At 69.8% G+C, this 16,812-nt stretch carries 15 protein-coding genes and 1 pseudogene; 2 read left to right on the top strand and 14 right to left on the bottom strand.

What is annotated here, in order from left to right:
* Positions 1-183: 183 nt before the first annotated feature.
* The gene (locus FVA80_RS29950) at positions 184-408 is read left to right on the top strand and encodes a hypothetical protein (protein WP_147907076.1); all 225 of its coding nucleotides are present in this window, start codon (positions 184-186) and stop codon (positions 406-408) included.
* A gap of 9 nt (positions 409-417) precedes the next feature.
* Here FVA80_RS29950 and FVA80_RS29945 read toward each other — a convergent pair whose 3' ends face one another.
* The 11 genes from FVA80_RS29945 to FVA80_RS29895 form a co-directional block, all read right to left on the bottom strand.
* Positions 418-1,191: a DUF1223 domain-containing protein gene (locus FVA80_RS29945; RefSeq protein ID WP_147907075.1), complete on the bottom strand. Its 774-nt coding sequence runs from the start codon at positions 1,189-1,191 to the stop codon at positions 418-420.
* A 7-nt stretch (positions 1,192-1,198) separates the two neighbouring features.
* A complete protein-coding gene (locus tag FVA80_RS29940) occupies positions 1,199-2,215 on the bottom strand; it encodes a lipid A biosynthesis lauroyl acyltransferase (protein WP_147907074.1) in 1,017 nt (338 codons plus the stop codon).
* Positions 2,216-2,397: 182 nt separating this feature from the next.
* Complete coding sequence (locus FVA80_RS29935) at positions 2,398-3,420, bottom strand: zinc-binding dehydrogenase (protein WP_147907073.1); 1,023 nt, start codon at positions 3,418-3,420, stop codon at positions 2,398-2,400.
* An 8-nt stretch (positions 3,421-3,428) separates the two neighbouring features.
* Positions 3,429-3,719: an SH3 domain-containing protein gene (locus tag FVA80_RS29930; protein WP_147907072.1), complete on the bottom strand. Its 291-nt coding sequence runs from the start codon at positions 3,717-3,719 to the stop codon at positions 3,429-3,431.
* A 111-nt stretch (positions 3,720-3,830) separates the two neighbouring features.
* On the bottom strand, positions 3,831-4,598 hold the full coding sequence (locus FVA80_RS29925) for an SDR family oxidoreductase (RefSeq protein ID WP_147907071.1): 768 nt from the start codon (positions 4,596-4,598) through the stop codon (positions 3,831-3,833).
* Entirely contained in the window at positions 4,595-5,878 is a 1,284-nt protein-coding gene (locus FVA80_RS29920) for a beta-ketoacyl-ACP synthase (RefSeq protein ID WP_147907070.1), read from the bottom strand. The genes FVA80_RS29925 and FVA80_RS29920 overlap by 4 nt, the downstream gene beginning before the upstream one ends.
* 53 nt (positions 5,879-5,931) lie before the next feature.
* Positions 5,932-7,167, bottom strand: a complete 1,236-nt coding sequence (locus FVA80_RS29915) for an allantoate amidohydrolase (protein ID WP_147907069.1) — start codon at positions 7,165-7,167, stop codon at positions 5,932-5,934.
* A complete protein-coding gene (locus FVA80_RS29910; RefSeq protein ID WP_147907068.1) occupies positions 7,164-8,444 on the bottom strand; it encodes a Zn-dependent hydrolase in 1,281 nt (426 codons plus the stop codon). The genes FVA80_RS29915 and FVA80_RS29910 overlap by 4 nt, the downstream gene beginning before the upstream one ends.
* A gap of 100 nt (positions 8,445-8,544) precedes the next feature.
* Positions 8,545-9,006, bottom strand: coding sequence for a tellurite resistance TerB family protein (locus tag FVA80_RS29905; protein WP_147907067.1), 462 nt, complete (start codon positions 9,004-9,006; stop codon positions 8,545-8,547).
* A gap of 244 nt (positions 9,007-9,250) precedes the next feature.
* On the bottom strand, positions 9,251-10,417 hold the full coding sequence (locus FVA80_RS29900) for a carboxylate-amine ligase (protein ID WP_147907066.1): 1,167 nt from the start codon (positions 10,415-10,417) through the stop codon (positions 9,251-9,253).
* A 137-nt stretch (positions 10,418-10,554) separates the two neighbouring features.
* Positions 10,555-12,069, bottom strand: coding sequence for a CYTH and CHAD domain-containing protein (locus FVA80_RS29895; RefSeq protein WP_147907065.1), 1,515 nt, complete (start codon positions 12,067-12,069; stop codon positions 10,555-10,557).
* Positions 12,070-12,460: 391 nt separating this feature from the next.
* Here FVA80_RS29895 and selB point away from each other — a divergent pair, with 391 nt between their 5' ends.
* Positions 12,461-14,413, top strand: coding sequence for a selenocysteine-specific translation elongation factor (gene selB, locus FVA80_RS29890; protein ID WP_147907064.1), 1,953 nt, complete (start codon positions 12,461-12,463; stop codon positions 14,411-14,413).
* 77 nt (positions 14,414-14,490) lie between these two features.
* Here the strand turns inward: selB and FVA80_RS29885 are convergent, their stop codons facing one another.
* The 3 genes and pseudogenes from FVA80_RS29885 to FVA80_RS29875 all read right to left on the bottom strand — a co-directional run bounded on the left by FVA80_RS29885 (position 14,491) and on the right by FVA80_RS29875 (position 16,439).
* Positions 14,491-14,790: a hypothetical protein gene (locus FVA80_RS29885; RefSeq protein WP_147907063.1), complete on the bottom strand. Its 300-nt coding sequence runs from the start codon at positions 14,788-14,790 to the stop codon at positions 14,491-14,493.
* A 152-nt stretch (positions 14,791-14,942) separates the two neighbouring features.
* Positions 14,943-15,220: pseudogene (locus FVA80_RS29880) on the bottom strand (MSMEG_0570 family nitrogen starvation response protein).
* Positions 15,213-16,439: an MSMEG_0565 family glycosyltransferase gene (locus tag FVA80_RS29875; protein WP_147907062.1), complete on the bottom strand. Its 1,227-nt coding sequence runs from the start codon at positions 16,437-16,439 to the stop codon at positions 15,213-15,215. The pseudogene FVA80_RS29880 and the gene FVA80_RS29875 overlap by 8 nt, the downstream one beginning before the upstream one ends.
* Positions 16,440-16,812: the final 373 nt, after the last annotated feature.

Below are 16,812 nucleotides of genomic sequence, written 5' to 3'. Positions count from 1 at the left end.
CCTCTCCGTAGTCGAAGCGGCGGGCTCATCGGCGATGCTGGCTCCGACCGCATTGCGGGAAGGTTCCGTTGCCCCGGGCGCGGGCGACGCCGCCTTCGGTCGCATCGGGCACCGGGCTGTCCGCTCTATCTCCGCGTGGTGAGGTGCATCAGGCGCCGAAACCGGGAAAGCTCGAAACCGACAATGCGTATCTTCAAGTGGATCGGCCGCGTCACGAGGGCTGTCGTGGTCGGCGGGGTGACGGGCACCGTCGCTTTGACCAGTCGGCTCCTCGACGGGACCATCGAGCTGGTCGGCCGGTCCTCCGAGCGCCTGGATGCGAAGCTCGGCGCCCTGGCGCACGCCTCGGAAGAACGCCGCCGCCAGCAGGGCCGCCGCCCGATCGATCCGATCACCCTGCAGAAGTAGACCGTAGCCCTACAGGCCCGGGCCCTTGGCGGCGCCGAGGATACGGCCCGGGCGGCCTTCGGCGGCGCTCTGTACCAGAACGACCCAGCTGTCGGCCTCGGCGATCTCCGCCATGGTGCACGGGACATCGAACCGCGTCGGCTGGCCGGCCCAGGTGCCGAGACGCTGCATGCCGCGCACGACGTTGACATAGGTGGCCGTCCGGCCGCCGTTCTCCCCGCCCTGAATTGCGATGGCGCGGCTGCGCAGCACGGGCACGAGCCAGACGTCGCCGCGGGTGTCGGTCCTGGTGTCCGGCGCGGCGCCGACCTCGACGGTGATCCGGTCGCCATGCATCTCGCCGCGGACCGGGATCGGCAGCCCGCCGTGCTGCGTCGCCTCGCGCATCAAGCGTTCGAGGGCCGCTCGATCCGATCCGACCGCGAAGCCGCTGCCGTCGACCACGATCTGCGGCGTGAAGACCTGCCGGGCGCCGCGAGCCCTGGCGTAGGCGCGCTGACGTTCGGTCAGAGGCCGCATCGCCAGGGTGTCTTTCCAGCCGAGATAATCCCAGTAGGTCACCGGCAGGGTCAGCGCGACCACGCCGGGCTGGCGTGCCAGGTCGCGGATCACGGGGTCGGCACTCCGGCAGGCGCCACAGCCCTGGCTGGTGAACAGCTCCACGACGGCGCGGACCGGCTCCGCCCGCGCCTGCGCCGAAGCCGAGACCGCGCACAGCAGCGCGGCAGCGCACAGCGCGCGGCTTTCGCCGGTCCTGGTACGGGCGCGGTGCCGATGCGTCATCGATCCATCAGAGCGGTTGGGACGCCGTGTGGGAAATCACGTTGGCTTGAGAGGCCTCTACCATCGGTTGAGCGGCCTGTGGGAGATTTCTCGCCTTAGGCAACATGTCCGGCCGCCACCGGCGGTGCATCCAGAGCCATTGGCCGGGATGCTCGCGCACCCAGCCATCCACGACCGCCGTCATCGCCTGCATGGCGCCGGTCACATCGATCACCCCGTCAGCGTTGCGCGGCAGATCGAGCGGCGGCGTCAGTTCGAGCCGGAATCGGCCCTTCGGCAAGCGGATCACCCGGACGCCGTGAACCGGGCAGTCGTAGTGCCGGACGAGCTTGGCGAGCAGCGGGTTGGCCAGACAGGGCCGCCCGAGAAAATCGACCACGACGCCGCGGGTGAAGTGCTGATCGATCAGCTGCCCGAGATGGCCGCCGTTCTCGACCACGTCCCGCATGGCGAAGACGGCGCCGGGGGTCGACGCCGCCAGGCCCCCCATCGAACGCCGGCGGACCTCCTGCACGAGGCGCGCGGCGGCCGGGTTGTTGGGCGGTCGGAAGACGGCGGTCGCGTCGAGGCCGAACCGGGCCGCGCAGATCGCCGGGAGTTCCCAGTTTCCGAGGTGGGCGGAGAAGATCAGCCCGGGCCGACCGTCGTCGCGCAGGGCCGCGAAGTGCTCGATCCCCGCAACCTCCGTGCGCATCGTACCGGTGGCGTCGGGATCGTAGTCGAACAGCGAATCGAGGTGGGCGTATTCGGCGCCGGTCCGCCCGAGATTGTCCCAGGCCTCCAGGGCGATGCGCTTCCGCTCTGCCTCCGGCATGTCGGGAAACGCCCCGCGCAGGTTCGCCATGGCGGTGCGATGGGCCGGCAGCCATGGTCCGACCGTGCGCAGGAGCGCTGCGCCGAGCGCGGTCGAGCGATCCGGACCAAGGGCGCGGGCCAGCCAGACCAGGGCGCGGATCAACGGGATCATGGCGAATCCGGCAAGCCGGGGGAACGATCGTCTGAGAATGAGAGCAAGGCGCAGCACGTTGGTTTCCCGGGCACGATGCGGGCAGGCCCGGCAGTTCGCGTGTAAGGCGACGCTTAAACCATGTCCGCCGCGGTGCGATAGCGCATCGCCGCGCAAGATGGCCGCCGCCCTTCGGAACGATGGCAGGCCAGCATTGGGCAAGGCGTCCGGGAGGAGATCCCAGGACGCAGCGCCGACCGCTACAGGCTGACGAGAATCTTTCCGAACACCTTGCGGGATTCGAGCCGCTCCAGCCCCTGCGCGAAGTCGCCGAGCGGGTAGACCGTATCGACCACCGGGCGGATCCCCTGGGCCATCTTGTCGAGGGCCTGCGCGATGTTTGCCAGAGAGCAGCCGAATGAGCCGGTGATGCGATACTGCTGCTGGAACAGCTGCATCAGGTTCATGGTCGCCGAGACGCCGGAGGTCGAGCCGCAGGTCACCAGCCGACCGCCGCGCTTCAGGCAAAGCAGCGAGCCGTTCCAGGTATCGGCGCCGACATGCTCGAACACCACATCGACGCCCTTGCGCTTGGTCAGCCGGCGGACCTCGCCCTCAAATCGCTCGGTGCGGTAGTTGATGACGTGGTCGGCTCCGAGCTCCGTCGCCTTCCGACCCTTCTCGTCGTCGCCGACCGTGGTGTAGACGGTGCAGCCGATCGCCTTGGCCATGCGGATCGCCGCGGTTCCGATGCCGGAGCCGCCGGCATGGACCAGGACGCTCTCTCCCGGCTCCAGGCGGGCGTTGTCGAACAGCATGTGCTGGACGGTGCCGAAGGCGATGCCCGCACAGGCTGCGTCCGTGTCGCTGACGCCATCCGGCACCTTCACGACCAGACGGGCCGGCACAGTCACCAGCTCGCGCGCAAAACCATCGACGTGGAAACCCATCACGCCGGAAACATCCTCGCAGAGGTTGTCGCGGCCCTCCCGGCAGGCCCGGCACTGCCCGCAGGTCATCGCCCCGTAGGGCACGACCCGATCGCCGGGCGCGACAGCGGTGACGCCTGCGCCGACCGCTTGCACGACGCCGGCCGCCTCGGCGCCGACGATGAGCGGCATCTTGCGCTTGGCGAACGCCATGCCGCGAAAGCCCCAGACGTCGATGAAGTTGAGGCCGACCGCACGGATACGGAGCTGCACGTCGCCGGGCCCCGGCGCGGCGGGGGCCTCGACCTCGTTCAAGCGCAGGTCGCGGTCGCCGAATAGCTGTAGGGCTCGCATGTCGTCTTTCATCGTTCCGGCGCCAGGTAACGCCGCCGCGCCCACCCCACGGTTCGCCCGGCCTTGACCCGGCACCACGTCGCCCGGCTCGGCGTATCGGCGGTGCAGCCGAAGACCAGGGCACGGGTGCGGATCTCGCCGACCTGTTCGGCCGCGGCGTCCGGCTCGGCGCGGATCGAGAGCGGCTCGCCGGGGGAGAGCCCCGAGATCCGGTACGATTCCGGTTCGGCACGGGCACGGCCCGGGACGAGCGGAGCGGCGAGGCAGAGTCCGGCGAGGAGGGCGAGGCGGGCGCGCATTGGCAGGTCGCTAAAGCATCGCGCGTGCGAGGGGAATTGAGGGCGTCGGACTTATCACGGCGGTGGCGAAAGCCGCGAGCCTACAACGGAGACACGCAAGCGGAACTGCAATCAGGCGCGGTGGACGCCCATCATCGCGGTGAGACCGCCGTCCACCGGCAAGACTGCTCCGGTGATGTAGGCCGCCCCGTCGCCCATGAGGAACGCGGCCAGAGCGGCGACGTCCTCGGGCCGGGCGAACCGGCCGGCTGGAATCTGGCGCTCCATCCCGGCGCGGTGCGCGGCGTAACGCGCCATCATGGCGGTGTCGACGAAGCCCGGCGCAATGACGTTGACCGTCACCCCGCGCTTGGCGGTCTCGATCGCGAGCGTGCGGCAATAGGCGATCAGCGCGCCCTTGCTGGCCGAGTATGCGGCGTTTCCGGCATTGCCCCGCAGGGCGGCCACAGAACCGATGGCGATGACGCGGCCCGCCCGGGCGCGGATCATCTCGCGCATCAGCGCCTTGGCGATCCGCGTCAGGGAAAAGAAGTTGACCTGCATGGCCGCCTCGGCCCGCTCCTGGTCGAACATCGCCGCCAGGGCGTCGCTGGCCTGACCGGCATTGTGGACGAGGCCGTAATAGGCCGTCGCCTCCGCGGCCTCGCAGAAGCCCTCGAGGGCGGCCTTGTCGGCAAGGTCCAAGGCGTGACCGGTGAAAGTGCGGTCCGGATGAGCCTCGTGCAGCTCGGCGAGCAACGCCTCGGCAGCCTCGGCCGAGGAGCGGTAAGTGAAGTCGACGGCGTGCCCGGCGCGTGCCAGCGCCCGTACGATCGCCAGGCCGACCCCCGAGGCGCCGCCGGTGACGAGGACGCGCCGTGCTTCGGGCGTGCCGCTCACGCCGGCTCCGCCCCGAAGACCAGACAAGTGTTCTGGCCGCCAAATCCGAACGAATTCGACAGCACCGTCCGCACCGTCATGTCCCGGGCGGTCTCCACCACATCGAGGCCGATCACTGGATCCGCCATCCGGTGGTTGATGGTCGGCGGGATGCGGCCATGCTGGATCGTCAGCAGCGAGACCGCCGCCTCGATGGCACCGGCTGCGGTCAGCGTGTGGCCGATCATCGACTTGTTGGAGGTCACCGGCAGGGACGGGGCGCGGGCGCCGAAGACCGCGGCGAGCCCGAAAGCCTCCATCTTGTCGTTCTCGGGCGTCGAGGTGCCGTGCGCATTGACCGTGTCGATTGCCTCCGGGGCGAGCCCGGCATCGTCGAGACTGGCCCGGATCGCCGCGATGACCGGCGCTCCGTCAGGGCTGGAGCGGGTGCGATGAAAACCGTCGCCCTTCTCGCCGCAGCCGAGCACGTAGCCGAGGATCCTGGCGCCCCTGGCGATTGCGGCCTCCGCATCCTCAAGGACCAGGGCGGCCGCGCCCTCTCCCATCACGAAGCCGTCCCGATCCTTCGAGAACGGCTTCGAGGCCTCCGCGGGGACATCGTTGCGCGTGGAGAGCGCCGAGAGCAGCGAGAACCGGATCAGCGATTCCGGGTTCACGGAGCCGTCGGTGCCGATGCAGAGCGCCGCTGCGGTCTCGCCCCGGCGGATCGCCTCGACACCGAGCTGGATCGCCGTGGCGCCGGAGGAGCAGGCGGTGGAAAGCGAGATCGGCGAGCCCTTGGTGCCGAACCGGTCGGCGATGCGATCGGCCACGGTGCCGAAGATGAACAGGTCGTGCCAATCATCGAAGCGCCGGGTCGCAGCGGCCCGGAGCAACCCGGCGTAATCGACCGAGCCGTCGCCGCCGGCGGCCTCGGCGAGCGCCTGGCGCTGCGGCCATTCCATCTCGACGGGGGGGACCGCGATGAACAGGGCCCCCGGGAAATCACCCTTCGTGCCGATGCCGGCCTGCGCGACCGCCTCCTCGGCGGCCTCCGCGGCAAAGCGCTCGGACAGGAGCGGGGCAATCAGCGGATCGGTATCCAGGAAATCAACGGTGCCGGCGATGCGGGTGCGGAGACCCTCAGTCGAGAATCGGGCGATGGCATGGATGCCGGACCGGCCCGCACAGAGGGCCGCCCAGGTATCGGCTTGGCCCTGACCGAGGGAGGAGACGACGCCGATGCCCGTCACCGCGATCAGCGGCCGGCCCCTGGCGTCGCGATGGGATCGCGCGCTCATGGCGCGTCTGTACGGGATTTTCCGGCGGCGTACACCCGGTCCGTGTATGCCGTTCAGGCTGCGCGCCGCGAAGCCGAAAACGCTCTGAGCGCCCCGAACAGCACCCGCGCCCCTGTCTCGATATCGGCAATGCTCGCGAATTCGGCGGGGTTGTGGCTGATGCCGCCTAGGCAACGCACGAACACCATGGCGATCGGTGCGATCGCCGCCACCGCCATGCCGTCATGCCCGGCGCCGCTCGGCAGAGCGACGACGGGCAGGCCCTCGGCCGCGATGGCGTCGCGGATCAGCGCGGTCAGCCCGGGATCGCACGGCACCGCCCCGGCCTCGTGCAGGAGGCTGACGCCGAGATCGAGGTTGCGGCGCGCCGCAATGCCATTGAAATCCGCCTGGATGTCGGCGAGCGCGGCGAGGCGCTGAGCGTCGTCGGGCGCGCGAAGATCGAGCGTGAATCGCACCCGCCCGGGTATCGTGTTCCCGACGCCCGGTTCGACCACCATCCGGCCGACGGTGCCGACCAGATGCTGCTCGTCGCGGCATCGTGCCTCCACGGCGAGCACGCAGTCCGCGGCGCCCGCCAAGGCGTCGCGCCGCTCGCCCATGGCGACAGTGCCGGCATGGCCGGCCTCGCCGACCAAGGTGAATTCCAGGCGGCTGGCGCCCGAGATTGCGGTCACGACGCCCACCGGCAGGCCGGCCTTCTCGAGCATCGGCCCCTGCTCGATATGCAGTTCGAGGTAGCCGAGAATCGCGACCGGCGGACGCGCCGCGGACGCGATCGCCGCGGGGTCGAGCCCGGACGTCCGCAATGCCGCGGCGAGGGAGATCCCATCCGCATCCGTGGCATCGAGGACGGCCGGGTCGAGGCGGCCCGCGAAGGCGCGGCTGCCGATGAGGGTGGCGGCGAAGCGGACACCCTCCTCGTCGGCGAAAGCCACCACTTCCAAGGCGTGCGGCAGGCGGATGCCGTCGCGCGCTAGAGCCTCGACGCAGGCGATCCCGGCGACCACGCCGAGCGGCCCGTCGTAGCGGCCGGCATTGCGGACCGTATCGAGATGGGATCCGATGACGAGAGCCGGACCACCCGGGTCAGGACCTTCGAGGCGGCCGATCAGGTTGCCGACGGCATCGTGCCGCACGGTCAGGCCGGCCTCGCGCATCCATCCCGCCACCAGCGCCTCGGCCCGCGCCTGCTCGGGTGTCAGGTAGAGGCGGGTGATGGCGCCGGGCTCGGCGGTGATCGCAGCCAGCGCGTCGAGGCGGTCCTGGATGCGCGGGGCGAAGATCATCGCGCGGTCTGGTCCGTCCGGGGCGCGTTGGCGAGGCGGAGCACCGTCTGCAACAGGACGTCGGCACCGGCCGCGCAATCGCCCGGCGTGGCGGATTCAGACTCGTTATGGCTCACGCCATCCTTGCACGGCACGAAGATCATCGCGGTCGGCACCTTAGCGGCTAGGTTGCAGGCGTCGTGCCCGGCCCCCGAGATAATCCGGCGCCGCGGATGCCCGAGGCTCTCGGCGGCGGCATCCACGGCGGCCACGATCGCCGGATCGAACGGCACCGGTTCCTTGCGCCAGATCCGGGTCAGGGCGACCTCAAGCCGGCGTCGCTCGGCGATCTCGGTCGCGGCCTCGCGCAGGCTCGCCTCCATGGCGTCCAGGGTTGTGGATCGGGGGTCGCGCACGTCGACCGTGAAGGCGACCCGCCCCGGCACAACGTTGCGCGAAGGGGCCAGGATCACGGCCTCCCCGATCGTGGCCACCGCGGTCGGCGCATGCGCCAGGGCGATCCGCTCGGCCGCCAGCGCGAACTCGGAGAGGGCCAACAGCGCGTCCCGGCGGCGCGGCATCGGCGTGGTGCCGGCGTGGCTCTCGAAGCCGGTGATTCGCCCGTCGAACCACATGATGCCCTGGCCGCCCTCGACCACCCCGATAGTCTTGCCTTCGGCCTCAAGGATCGGGCCCTGCTCGATATGCAGTTCCACGAAGGCACCGATCTCGCGTGCACCGACGGCTTCGCCGCCGTGATAGCCGATCGCCGCCAGGGCTTCGGCGACGGTGACGCCGGCCGCGTCGCGCTTGGCCAGGATCTCGTCCGTCGTGAAGTCACCCGCATAGGCCGCCGACGCCATCATGGCAGGGGCGAAGCGCGAGCCCTCCTCGTTGGTCCAGTTGACCACCATCAAGGGTGCCTCGGTCTCGATCCCGGCATCGTTCAGGCTGCGCATCACCTCCAGACCGGCCAGGACTCCGAGCACGCCGTCGAACTTGCCGCCGGTCGGCTGCGTATCGAGATGCGATCCGAACGCGATCGGCGCGCGGCTCATGTCTCGCCCCGGCCGCACGGCGTACTGGGTCCCGAGCGCATCCACCGAGACCGTGAGGCCGGCCGTCTCGCAGGCCTCCCGGAACCAGTCGCGCACGCAACCATCCTCGGGCGACAGAGTCAGGCGGTTGATGCCGCCGGCCGGCGTACTGCCGAACGTCGCCGTCTCCAGGATCGTGGCCCACAGGCGCGATCCGTTCGCGCGCAGGTTATCGGTCTTGCTCGGGGTGGTTTCGGGCATGGCGGGTCCTCTCACGGCGCTGGGCCGTGCGAATCGTTTCTCGGTCACCGTTATCAGGCGATGGGCCGGCCCGGAGCAACGGTGATGCCAGCCGGCGGGATCAGACCGGAGGCCGGCGTACCGGATTGGCGCGCAACAATGCCTCGCCGTCGACCTGCAGCGCGATGGCGATCTCGCCCAGGGCGTTCGCTTCGATGCCGCTGATCCCGTCCTGGTCGGCGACGTCGGCGGCGATCAGGAAGACGTTCTCCCGCTGGCTCATCGGCCGATCCGCGACGGCGGCAACATGGCGGAGATTCTCGGCCCGGCCGAGACGGGTGCGGGCCCGAGCGATCCCTTCGTACAGCTCCGTCTCCAGCATCAGCGCGTCGTAGCCCTTCACCAGGACCGGATCGGCGCGCAGACCGTGCAGGGCCGTGTCGAACTCCTCGCTCGCCACCTCGCCGTCGGCGACGATGACGTTGGCGGCGGCCGAGACAGCCGCGAGCATCAGCGCCTTGTCGCCCGCATAGGCTGTCACGGTACGGCCGACATGGCCGAAAATGTCGCTAAGAAGGCTCATGCCGAATATTCGAGGATGTCCGCCGGAGCGGGAGGGATAGCAGACCGCGGTCGCGAAGGAAGGGGCTGTGAGGCGCTTGGTCAACGCGACGCGGTTCGGATCTTGGGTCGGAGCTTCGCAACAGGCGACCGCCAGAAATTCGCCAGCAACATCCGTCTGTGAATCATGCATTCAACCGCGTCCCCAGCGCGGTCGGACAGATCCCGGGCCTGCCATCCCCCCCTCGGGCGCGCCCGGTTTTTGTTCAACGCCGTCGGGACGGTGCGCGCGTGGCCCCAACCGCGCTCGCCGGTCCGGCGGCGGTTTCCTGGGCGAGAAGATCCACCACCGCCGACAGGGCCTCGCGTTCCCGGGCCCCGCGTTTGCGGGCTGCGGAGAAGATCGCGAGCTGTCGATCGGCGCTCGATCCTTCCGCCACGATGGTCCGGGCGTGCGCGCAGGCCTCCGCGCAGCCGAGCGCTTCGGCATCCTCTGCCGTCTCCTCGAGCAATGTCTCGACCGTCTCGGTCATCGGCACCGCCTGCTCCCGCGCCTCGTCGATCAGCTTGGCCTTCACCCCGTCGCGTTCGGCCCGCCACAGGTTCTCACGGATGAAGCCCCGGGAGGCGGCCGTCATCCCGGCATGGCGTGTTTGGTCCCGGACCACCCGACGCACCAGGCAGCGGAACAGGCTGGCGATGCAGAGTCCGTCGTCGAGGCGAGGGCAGCTGTCCGCGACGCGCAGCTCGAGAGTCGGATATTTGAGGGACGGGCGAATCTGCCACCACAGGAAGGTCGCATCCGCGATGGCGCCGCTGCGGGTCATCACGTCGACGTAGCGGGCGTAGTCGGCCGGGCCGGCAAAGAGTTCCGGCAGGCCGGTGCGGGGCAACTCGGCGTAGGCGCGGGTCCGATAGCCGGCCATCCCGGTCCGTTCGCCCTGCCAGAACGGCGAGGAGCTCGAGAGCGCGAGCAGCACCGGCAGGAACGGCAGCAGCCGCCCCATGAGGTCGATGCGGGTGTCGGGATCCGGTACCTCGACATGGACGTGCAGTCCGCAGACGAGGTTGCGTTGCCCGACCATCCGCAGGTCGGCCATGATGCCGTGGTAGCGGGCCTTGTCGGTGGCAGATTGGTCCCGCCACCGGGCCGTCGGATGCGTCCCGGCCGCGAAAGGCAGGATTTCGCGCTCAGAACCGATTTCAGAAAGCCTCCGGCGCTGCTCCGCCAGATGGCCCCGCGCCGCTTCGGTGTCGTCGGTCGGGGGTGAGGCGATCTCGATCTGACACTGGAGTTGCTCACGCTCGACTGTGTCCAGCCGCGCCTTGACGGCTGCGTGGAACGCCTTCAGCCGGGCTCGCGGCGAGCCGCGCGTGCGGGCGTCGGCGAGGAAGAACTCTTCCTCCATCCCGAACCGATAGGCATGGGCCATCCGCGCTCCTCGCCGGGGACGTCGGCCCAGGCCGGCATTCCGATCGACGAAGCGTCGCGAGATCCGTGCCGGACCCGATCGCAATCGGGCACGGATCCGCCGTCTCGGCCGGGAAACGCGGGATCAGGCAGCGTCTGTCAACGCCAGAACGGCTTGACGTCCAGCAGCTCGGCGCGCGCCTCCGCGGCCTCGATCAGAAGCTCCCGGGTGCTCGCGTCGTCCGGACCGGGCATCGGCGCCCCGCCCAGGCTCTCCATCATCGTGCGCGCCGTCTCCAGGTCGTTCAGCGCGCCGAGGTGATCCTGCAGGTCCGAGAGCGCGGTGCCGAACTTGTCCTGGCGACGCCGCGCCTTCTTTTTCGTGTAGAGCCCCGCGAAGAATTCGGCGCCGTAGCGCAGTTTCTTCGCGGCGATCCGTGCCCGGTGGCGGGTGTGCGGATCGAGCTTCTTCAAGCCCCGGCCGCGCTTCTTCAGACGCTCGCGGGCCCGATCCAGGACGCGCGCCGCGAAGGTGCTGCCGTCCTCGGCGGCGGCATCCTGGACCGCCCAAGACCCAGCCTCGACCCAGCCGGCGAAGTCGATGATCAGGCCGCGCCATTGGGGGCTCTCCAGGATCGCCAGGACTGCGTCGTAGGCTTTGGCGCGCTCGGCCTCGGCCAGCTCGCGCACGGCGGTGAGGTCGGTGTCGTCCGGGCGCTCCTTGGCGAGGTTCGGCAGGGTATGACCGAGGAACACGTCGAGGTTGCGGGCATGCCCGAACGGTTCGGTGACGCGCTTGATCTCGTCGCCGAAGGTGGCCGCGCGTGGGTCGGTCTCCAGCATGGGGGCGAACAGCGACAGGGCCGAGCGCAGGCGCCGCAGCGAGACGCGCATCTGGTGCAGGGCCTCCGGCGCATGGCCCGCAAGGAACGCGGTCTCGTTAAGGCGCAGGTGGCGCAGGCAAGCGCGGGCCACCCGGCGGAAGACGTCGCCGACGCTCGCCCCCTCGGGCAGCACCACCGGCTCGGCCTTGACCGAGGACGGGCTGGTCGCGTCGACCAGGGCGAAGCCGCGGCTGCTCTTGGCGGTGGCGCTCAGGCGCAGCGGAACGGTCTCGGCCAGATGCTGTGCCAGGGCGAACAGGTCGGCGGGCTCGCCGTCGGCGAGCTCGAGTTCGACCTCGCAAATCGGGGTATCGCCGGCCGGGCTTTCGACCCGACCTTCGTCCAGAGTGACCAGGATGCGCGAGGTGCCCTGCAGAACCGGGATGACCCGACGCGTGACCACCGTCGAGAACAGCTTCACCAGGGGCGCGTCCGCCTTGCGCAGGACCTTGTCCGCTGCAGTCTCGGCCCAGGCCGCGGGATCGGGCGTCTCGCCCGCGATCTCGGTCTCCCACTCGGACCGGTCGAACAATCCGACACCGCCCTGCCCGGCCTTCACGGTCTGGATGTGGCGGTCGCCTTGGTTGCGGACCCGCAGGGTCAATCCGGCGGCGCGCAGATCCTGTTCCGCGGTATCGTAATAGCTGCTGACGAGGAGTTCTGGCTCGGAGCCTTCGGATCCCTGAAGCCGGGGATGGGCCGCCAGCGCGGTCAGGTCGGGACCCGCGCAATCGAGCTTCAGCTCAATCTCGCGGGGGGCGGCCACGGCGTGGCTATCGGTCTCGCTCATGCTCTCCTCTTCGAAACGTCCGGTTCTCAACTCGGCGGGGCGCCCACCGGTTTGCATCCGGGCGTCGTGAAAGCCGATCTAGGGCCGATCCGGACTTTCTGGCAATCGGGGCCGCCCCTAAGTCCTTGATCGGACGTGCACGATCGTGCCGATCCGGCGCCCGGCACGCATATGAGGTTGCACCGGGTATCCACGGTATCGGCCGAAGCGGTCCGTGGCATGCGTATTGAGTCGCTTCACTTTTACGCTTTCCCAATCCGGAATGCCGTGGCAAACCCGATTGTCCACAACTCATCTGCCTCCAGCGTCACGACCTCGACCGGTGGGCGGCGAACGCGCAACGTTGGTTCAGCGAGACGAAATCCCTCGCCGTGAGTGCGGTGCGCGCTGCGTGGACGGCATCAACGCGGAGACAATCGGGTCGGTGACTTCCTTGAAGACACTTCTGGTCGGCGTGATCGGGCATGTGGACCACGGCAAGACGGCCCTGGTCCGGGCGCTCACGGGAGTCGAAACGGACAGGCTCAAGGAAGAGCGGGACCGCGGGGTCTCCATCGTACCGGGCTTCGCGTTGCTGACGAGCGCGCAGGGCGAGATCGACCTCGTCGACCTGCCGGGTCACGAGCAGTTCGTCCGCGCCATGGTCTCCGGTGCCACCGGCATGCGTGCCGTCCTGCTCGCGGTGGATGCCAACGAAGGGATCAAGCCGCAGACGGTCGAGCACCTGGAGATCGCCCGGCTGATCGGTGTCCGCCGCGGCGTGCTGGCGCTGACGAAAGCTGATCTGGCCTCGCCCGAGGCGATCGCCACGCGGTCAGCGGAGATTGCCGCCGCCGCCTCCCGGGCCGGGATCGTCGCAGGGCCGGTGATCGCCACCTCCACGCACGCCGGCACCGGAGTCGAGGATCTGGCCCGCGCCTTGGCCGATTTGCTCGCCGATGCGGAAACCGGTGTCGACGACGGGTTCCCGTATCTGCCAGTGGATCGGGTCTTCACCCGTCCGGGCTTCGGCACGGTGGTGACCGGGACCCTCCGGCGCGGGCCGCTCGCAATCGGCGACACCCTGGAGATTGTGCCCGGCGGCCGCAGCGCGGTGGTGCGAAGCCTTCAGATCCACGGACGCCCGGTCGAGCGCGCCGAGCCCGGACGACGGACCGCCGTAGCCCTGCGCGGCGTCGGTCTCGACGAGATCGCGCGCGGTCAGGCCCTGACGGTGCCCGGATTGCTGACGCCGTCGCACTGGCTCGACGTGGCGCTGACCGCTGCGGCCAGTGCGGATGCGGTGCTGCCCGGCGGCAGCGCATGCCGGCTCCTGTTCGGGACCACCGAGGTCGAGGCCCGCCTGCGCTTGCTGGACCGCGACACGCTGGAACCGGGCGCGACCGCACCGGCGCAGTTGCACCTCGCCGAGCCGATCACCGTGCCGGCTCGCGAGCCGTTCGTGCTCCGCCTCGATTCCCCGCCCGCGACCGTGGCCGGCGGCCGCGTACTCGATCCGGTGAGCCGTCGGCGGCGGCGGCACGATGCCAGGGTGTTGGCCGACTTCAGCGCGCTGGCGACCGGGAAGCCGGCGGACGCCGTGACGGTCCGGCTGTCGCAGGCCGGTGCAGCGGGGGCGACCCTGCCGGAACTCGCCCGCGCAGCCGGCATCGGAACCGAGCGGGTCCGCCAGATCCTTACGGCCTCCGGCGCCCGGGCGATCGGCGACGGCTTCATCGGGGCTCCCGCCTTCGCGGCGCTGCGCGCCGCAGCGTTGGCGGCGCTCAGCGAGTATCACCGGGACAACCCGATGGAGCACGGCATCCCGCTGGAGCGCCTCGCCCGGCTGCTGTCGATTCCTGAAGTCCTGACAAGCTTGGTCCTGCGCGATCTCGCCGGCACGGGGGGCACGGTTCAGGCCGGCGCACTCTGGCGCAGGTCCGATTTCGATCCGGCCCGCAACGAGAGCGAGACCGCGCGCAAGCTCGAGCAGCTGTTCCGCCGGGCCGGACTCAATCCGCCCGATGAAAACGAGGCGGTCGGCCGTGATGTCAGGCGCCGGGAGGCGCTGACCTATCTCGTCGGCGCCGGCACGGTGATCCGCGCCATCGACCGGGTGCAGCGCCGGGCCGTGCTGTTCCACCGCGACGCGGTCACGGTCGCCCGCACGCGGCTGGCGGAGGCATTCCCGAACGCGACGACGCCGGAAACCGGATTTCTGGCGCGGGAAGCCGGGGCGGCCCTCGGGATCTCGCGAAAGTACTCGATCCCGCTTCTCGAGCACCTGGATGCCGCGGGCTTCAGCCGCAGGGCGGGGGACCGGCGCGTGATCGTGACCCTGGAGGAAGCGGCGGGCGGTCGCTGAGGTCCGCAGTCCATAACCGCGCGAGCCAGCGCATCACCGTCATCTCGAAAGCGGCAATCGGCTCTCGGGAGGATGCTCTAGAAACCCTCGCCGGGCCAATCGTCGGCACCGGGTTCGTAGCAGGTGTAGCCGATCAGGCAGGTCGGGTTGTCGCGGGTCGGCCGGAAGGCGCGCCGCGCGATCTCGGTCGGCTCGCAGAACGACCGGTCCCGGACGAACCGATCGTAGGTCTGGCCGCCGGTCCCGAGGACCAGGGCGCCGCGGGCCTGGACCAGCCGGACGGTCTGCTGGCAGGTCATGGTCGTGCTCGACGGGCGCGTCTGGGCCGCTGCGGGGATGGTCATCACGAAGAGAGCCGTGGCGATCCGGACGATCATCGGTTGCGCCTGATGTGATCAGATCGGGTTATCGGAGAACGCCGCCTGAACCGCGATCCGCTCTGTGTCGGTTCGACACGGGTTGGCGGAGCTTCACGCAGCGAGCCTCGATCAGGTCGCCCCGCCTGCGCCATGGGCCGATCTCGAATTCATCATTCCTCGAACGCCTCGACATGCACCGTGCCCGGCACCTGACGACGCACGGCTTCCTCGATCCGGGCCAGTTGCGGCTCTGGCCGCCCTCAGGAAATCCGTACCGCTCACGGACCTTGTCGCTGGCGCTGCCGAGGGCGAGCCGGATCGGTGCCAGGAACTCGTCCAGGACGTAGTCCTGACCGACCGCCGAATGGTCCTTGATGACCAACGACGGCGAATAGCAGGCCTCGCGGCTGCCGTCCGGCCATCGGATATGGAAACGCATCTCAGGCATCGCCCGCGATCCGGGTGGTGTTCCAGGCGGCGGATCCCGTGGCGATCGCCGAAAGCGGGGCCGGACCGGGGGCGAACGACGCGTAGGTCGGCAGGTGACGTGCGGCGCAGGCGTCCCAGGTGTGGGCCCGGGCGACCTCGAGACCGTTGGCGCGCAGGCGAGCGTGCCGGGACGGGTCGAGGCTCGCCTGCATGGCGGCGGCGATCGCTTCGGGATCGTCGGGCTGGACTGCGAGGGCCGCTGCGACGTTCGGCTGTTCAGCGAAGGGCGACGGTGCCGAGACGATGACGGCGGTACCGCTGGCCATCGCCTCCAGAACGCATAGGCCGTAGCCTCCCCGTGGGGATGGAAACACCAGCGTATCTGCGATGCGGTAGAGGCCCGGCATATCCGCCTGAGCGATCGGCCCTGTCCGGATGACCGGCTTGCCGGGACCGACCTCCAGGCCTTCGCGCTCCAGGGCGGCGTAGCACCGGGCTTCGTAGCCGGCATGGTCGAGGAGCGAAACGCCCCCCGCGATCACGAGCTGTGCGGCCGGGATATCACGGCGCAGGCGCGCGAAGGCCGCGATGATCGCCAGCGTGTTCTTTCGCGCTTCGAACCCGCCGACGCTGAGGAAGACCGGCCCGGGCCCGATGCCGATGCGCTCACGCAGCGCCGGATCGCCGGGCGACGGCTCAGGGGTGTAGACGGTACCATCCACGCCGCTGCCGACAACGTCGGCCCGCGCGCCATATTCGGCCGCAAGGGCCTTGGCCCAGGACGAGCTCAGGCAGAGCAGACGCCCGGCATCGACGATCGCCCGCTCCTGCCACTGGCTCATCTGCGGATCTGTCAGCGTATCAATGTGGTGGACCGTGCGGACGAAGCCGGGGATCAGGCGGCGCCGCGTCAGGGTCGCCAGCGCGTTGCCGCTGATGCCGCAATGCGCATGGAAGATGTCGAAGTCGCAGGCCGCCGGCGTCGAGAAATGAGACAGGTAATCAGCGATCCGTGACTGGACCAGCGCGACCGTCGGTTCGGCGATTGGTTTGGCCGCGACCGAGACCACGGGACAGCGTGCATCCCGAAAGAAACCGCGACCGGTCGGGTCGGGGGCGTGGACCACCGCCTCATGCCCGAGGTCGCACAGAGCCTCGCCGAGCGCCAGGGCGTGGACTACGCCCCCGCGGGGGTTGGTCGAGTGCGTGAGAATCGCGATGCGCAAGCGATCGACCATGGGATGGCAGATGAGGCTCGCAGCCGGTCCGGACTCCGCCCTCGAAGCCCAGCACCAGGATCCCGCCACCCATCGGGAGACCCGTTATGCCCGATCGCATCGATCGTGCCGAAATCTGCACCCGGGATAATAAACAGTTCGATTTTGTCATCTTGGCGGGGCACACAACGTCATCGGCGTATTCGAAAAGCCACCTTGAGCCACGGCGTCGCGCACCGGAACCCAGGCTCCTTCATCTCATTACCGGCGAGAGACCCGCGCGCTTTGATCCTCGCTGTGAATATTTAATACAGTGCGAGGATCACTGGATGGAACGGAGCGTCGTCTTCCTGCGAGAGCCGGCGCCTGGCCCTCGGGACGATGCTCCGGCTGC

The organism is Methylobacterium sp. WL1 (assembly GCF_008000895.1).
Classification (GTDB): Bacteria; Pseudomonadota; Alphaproteobacteria; order Rhizobiales; family Beijerinckiaceae; genus Methylobacterium.
This window is presented reverse-complemented; position numbering and strand designations above follow the sequence as displayed.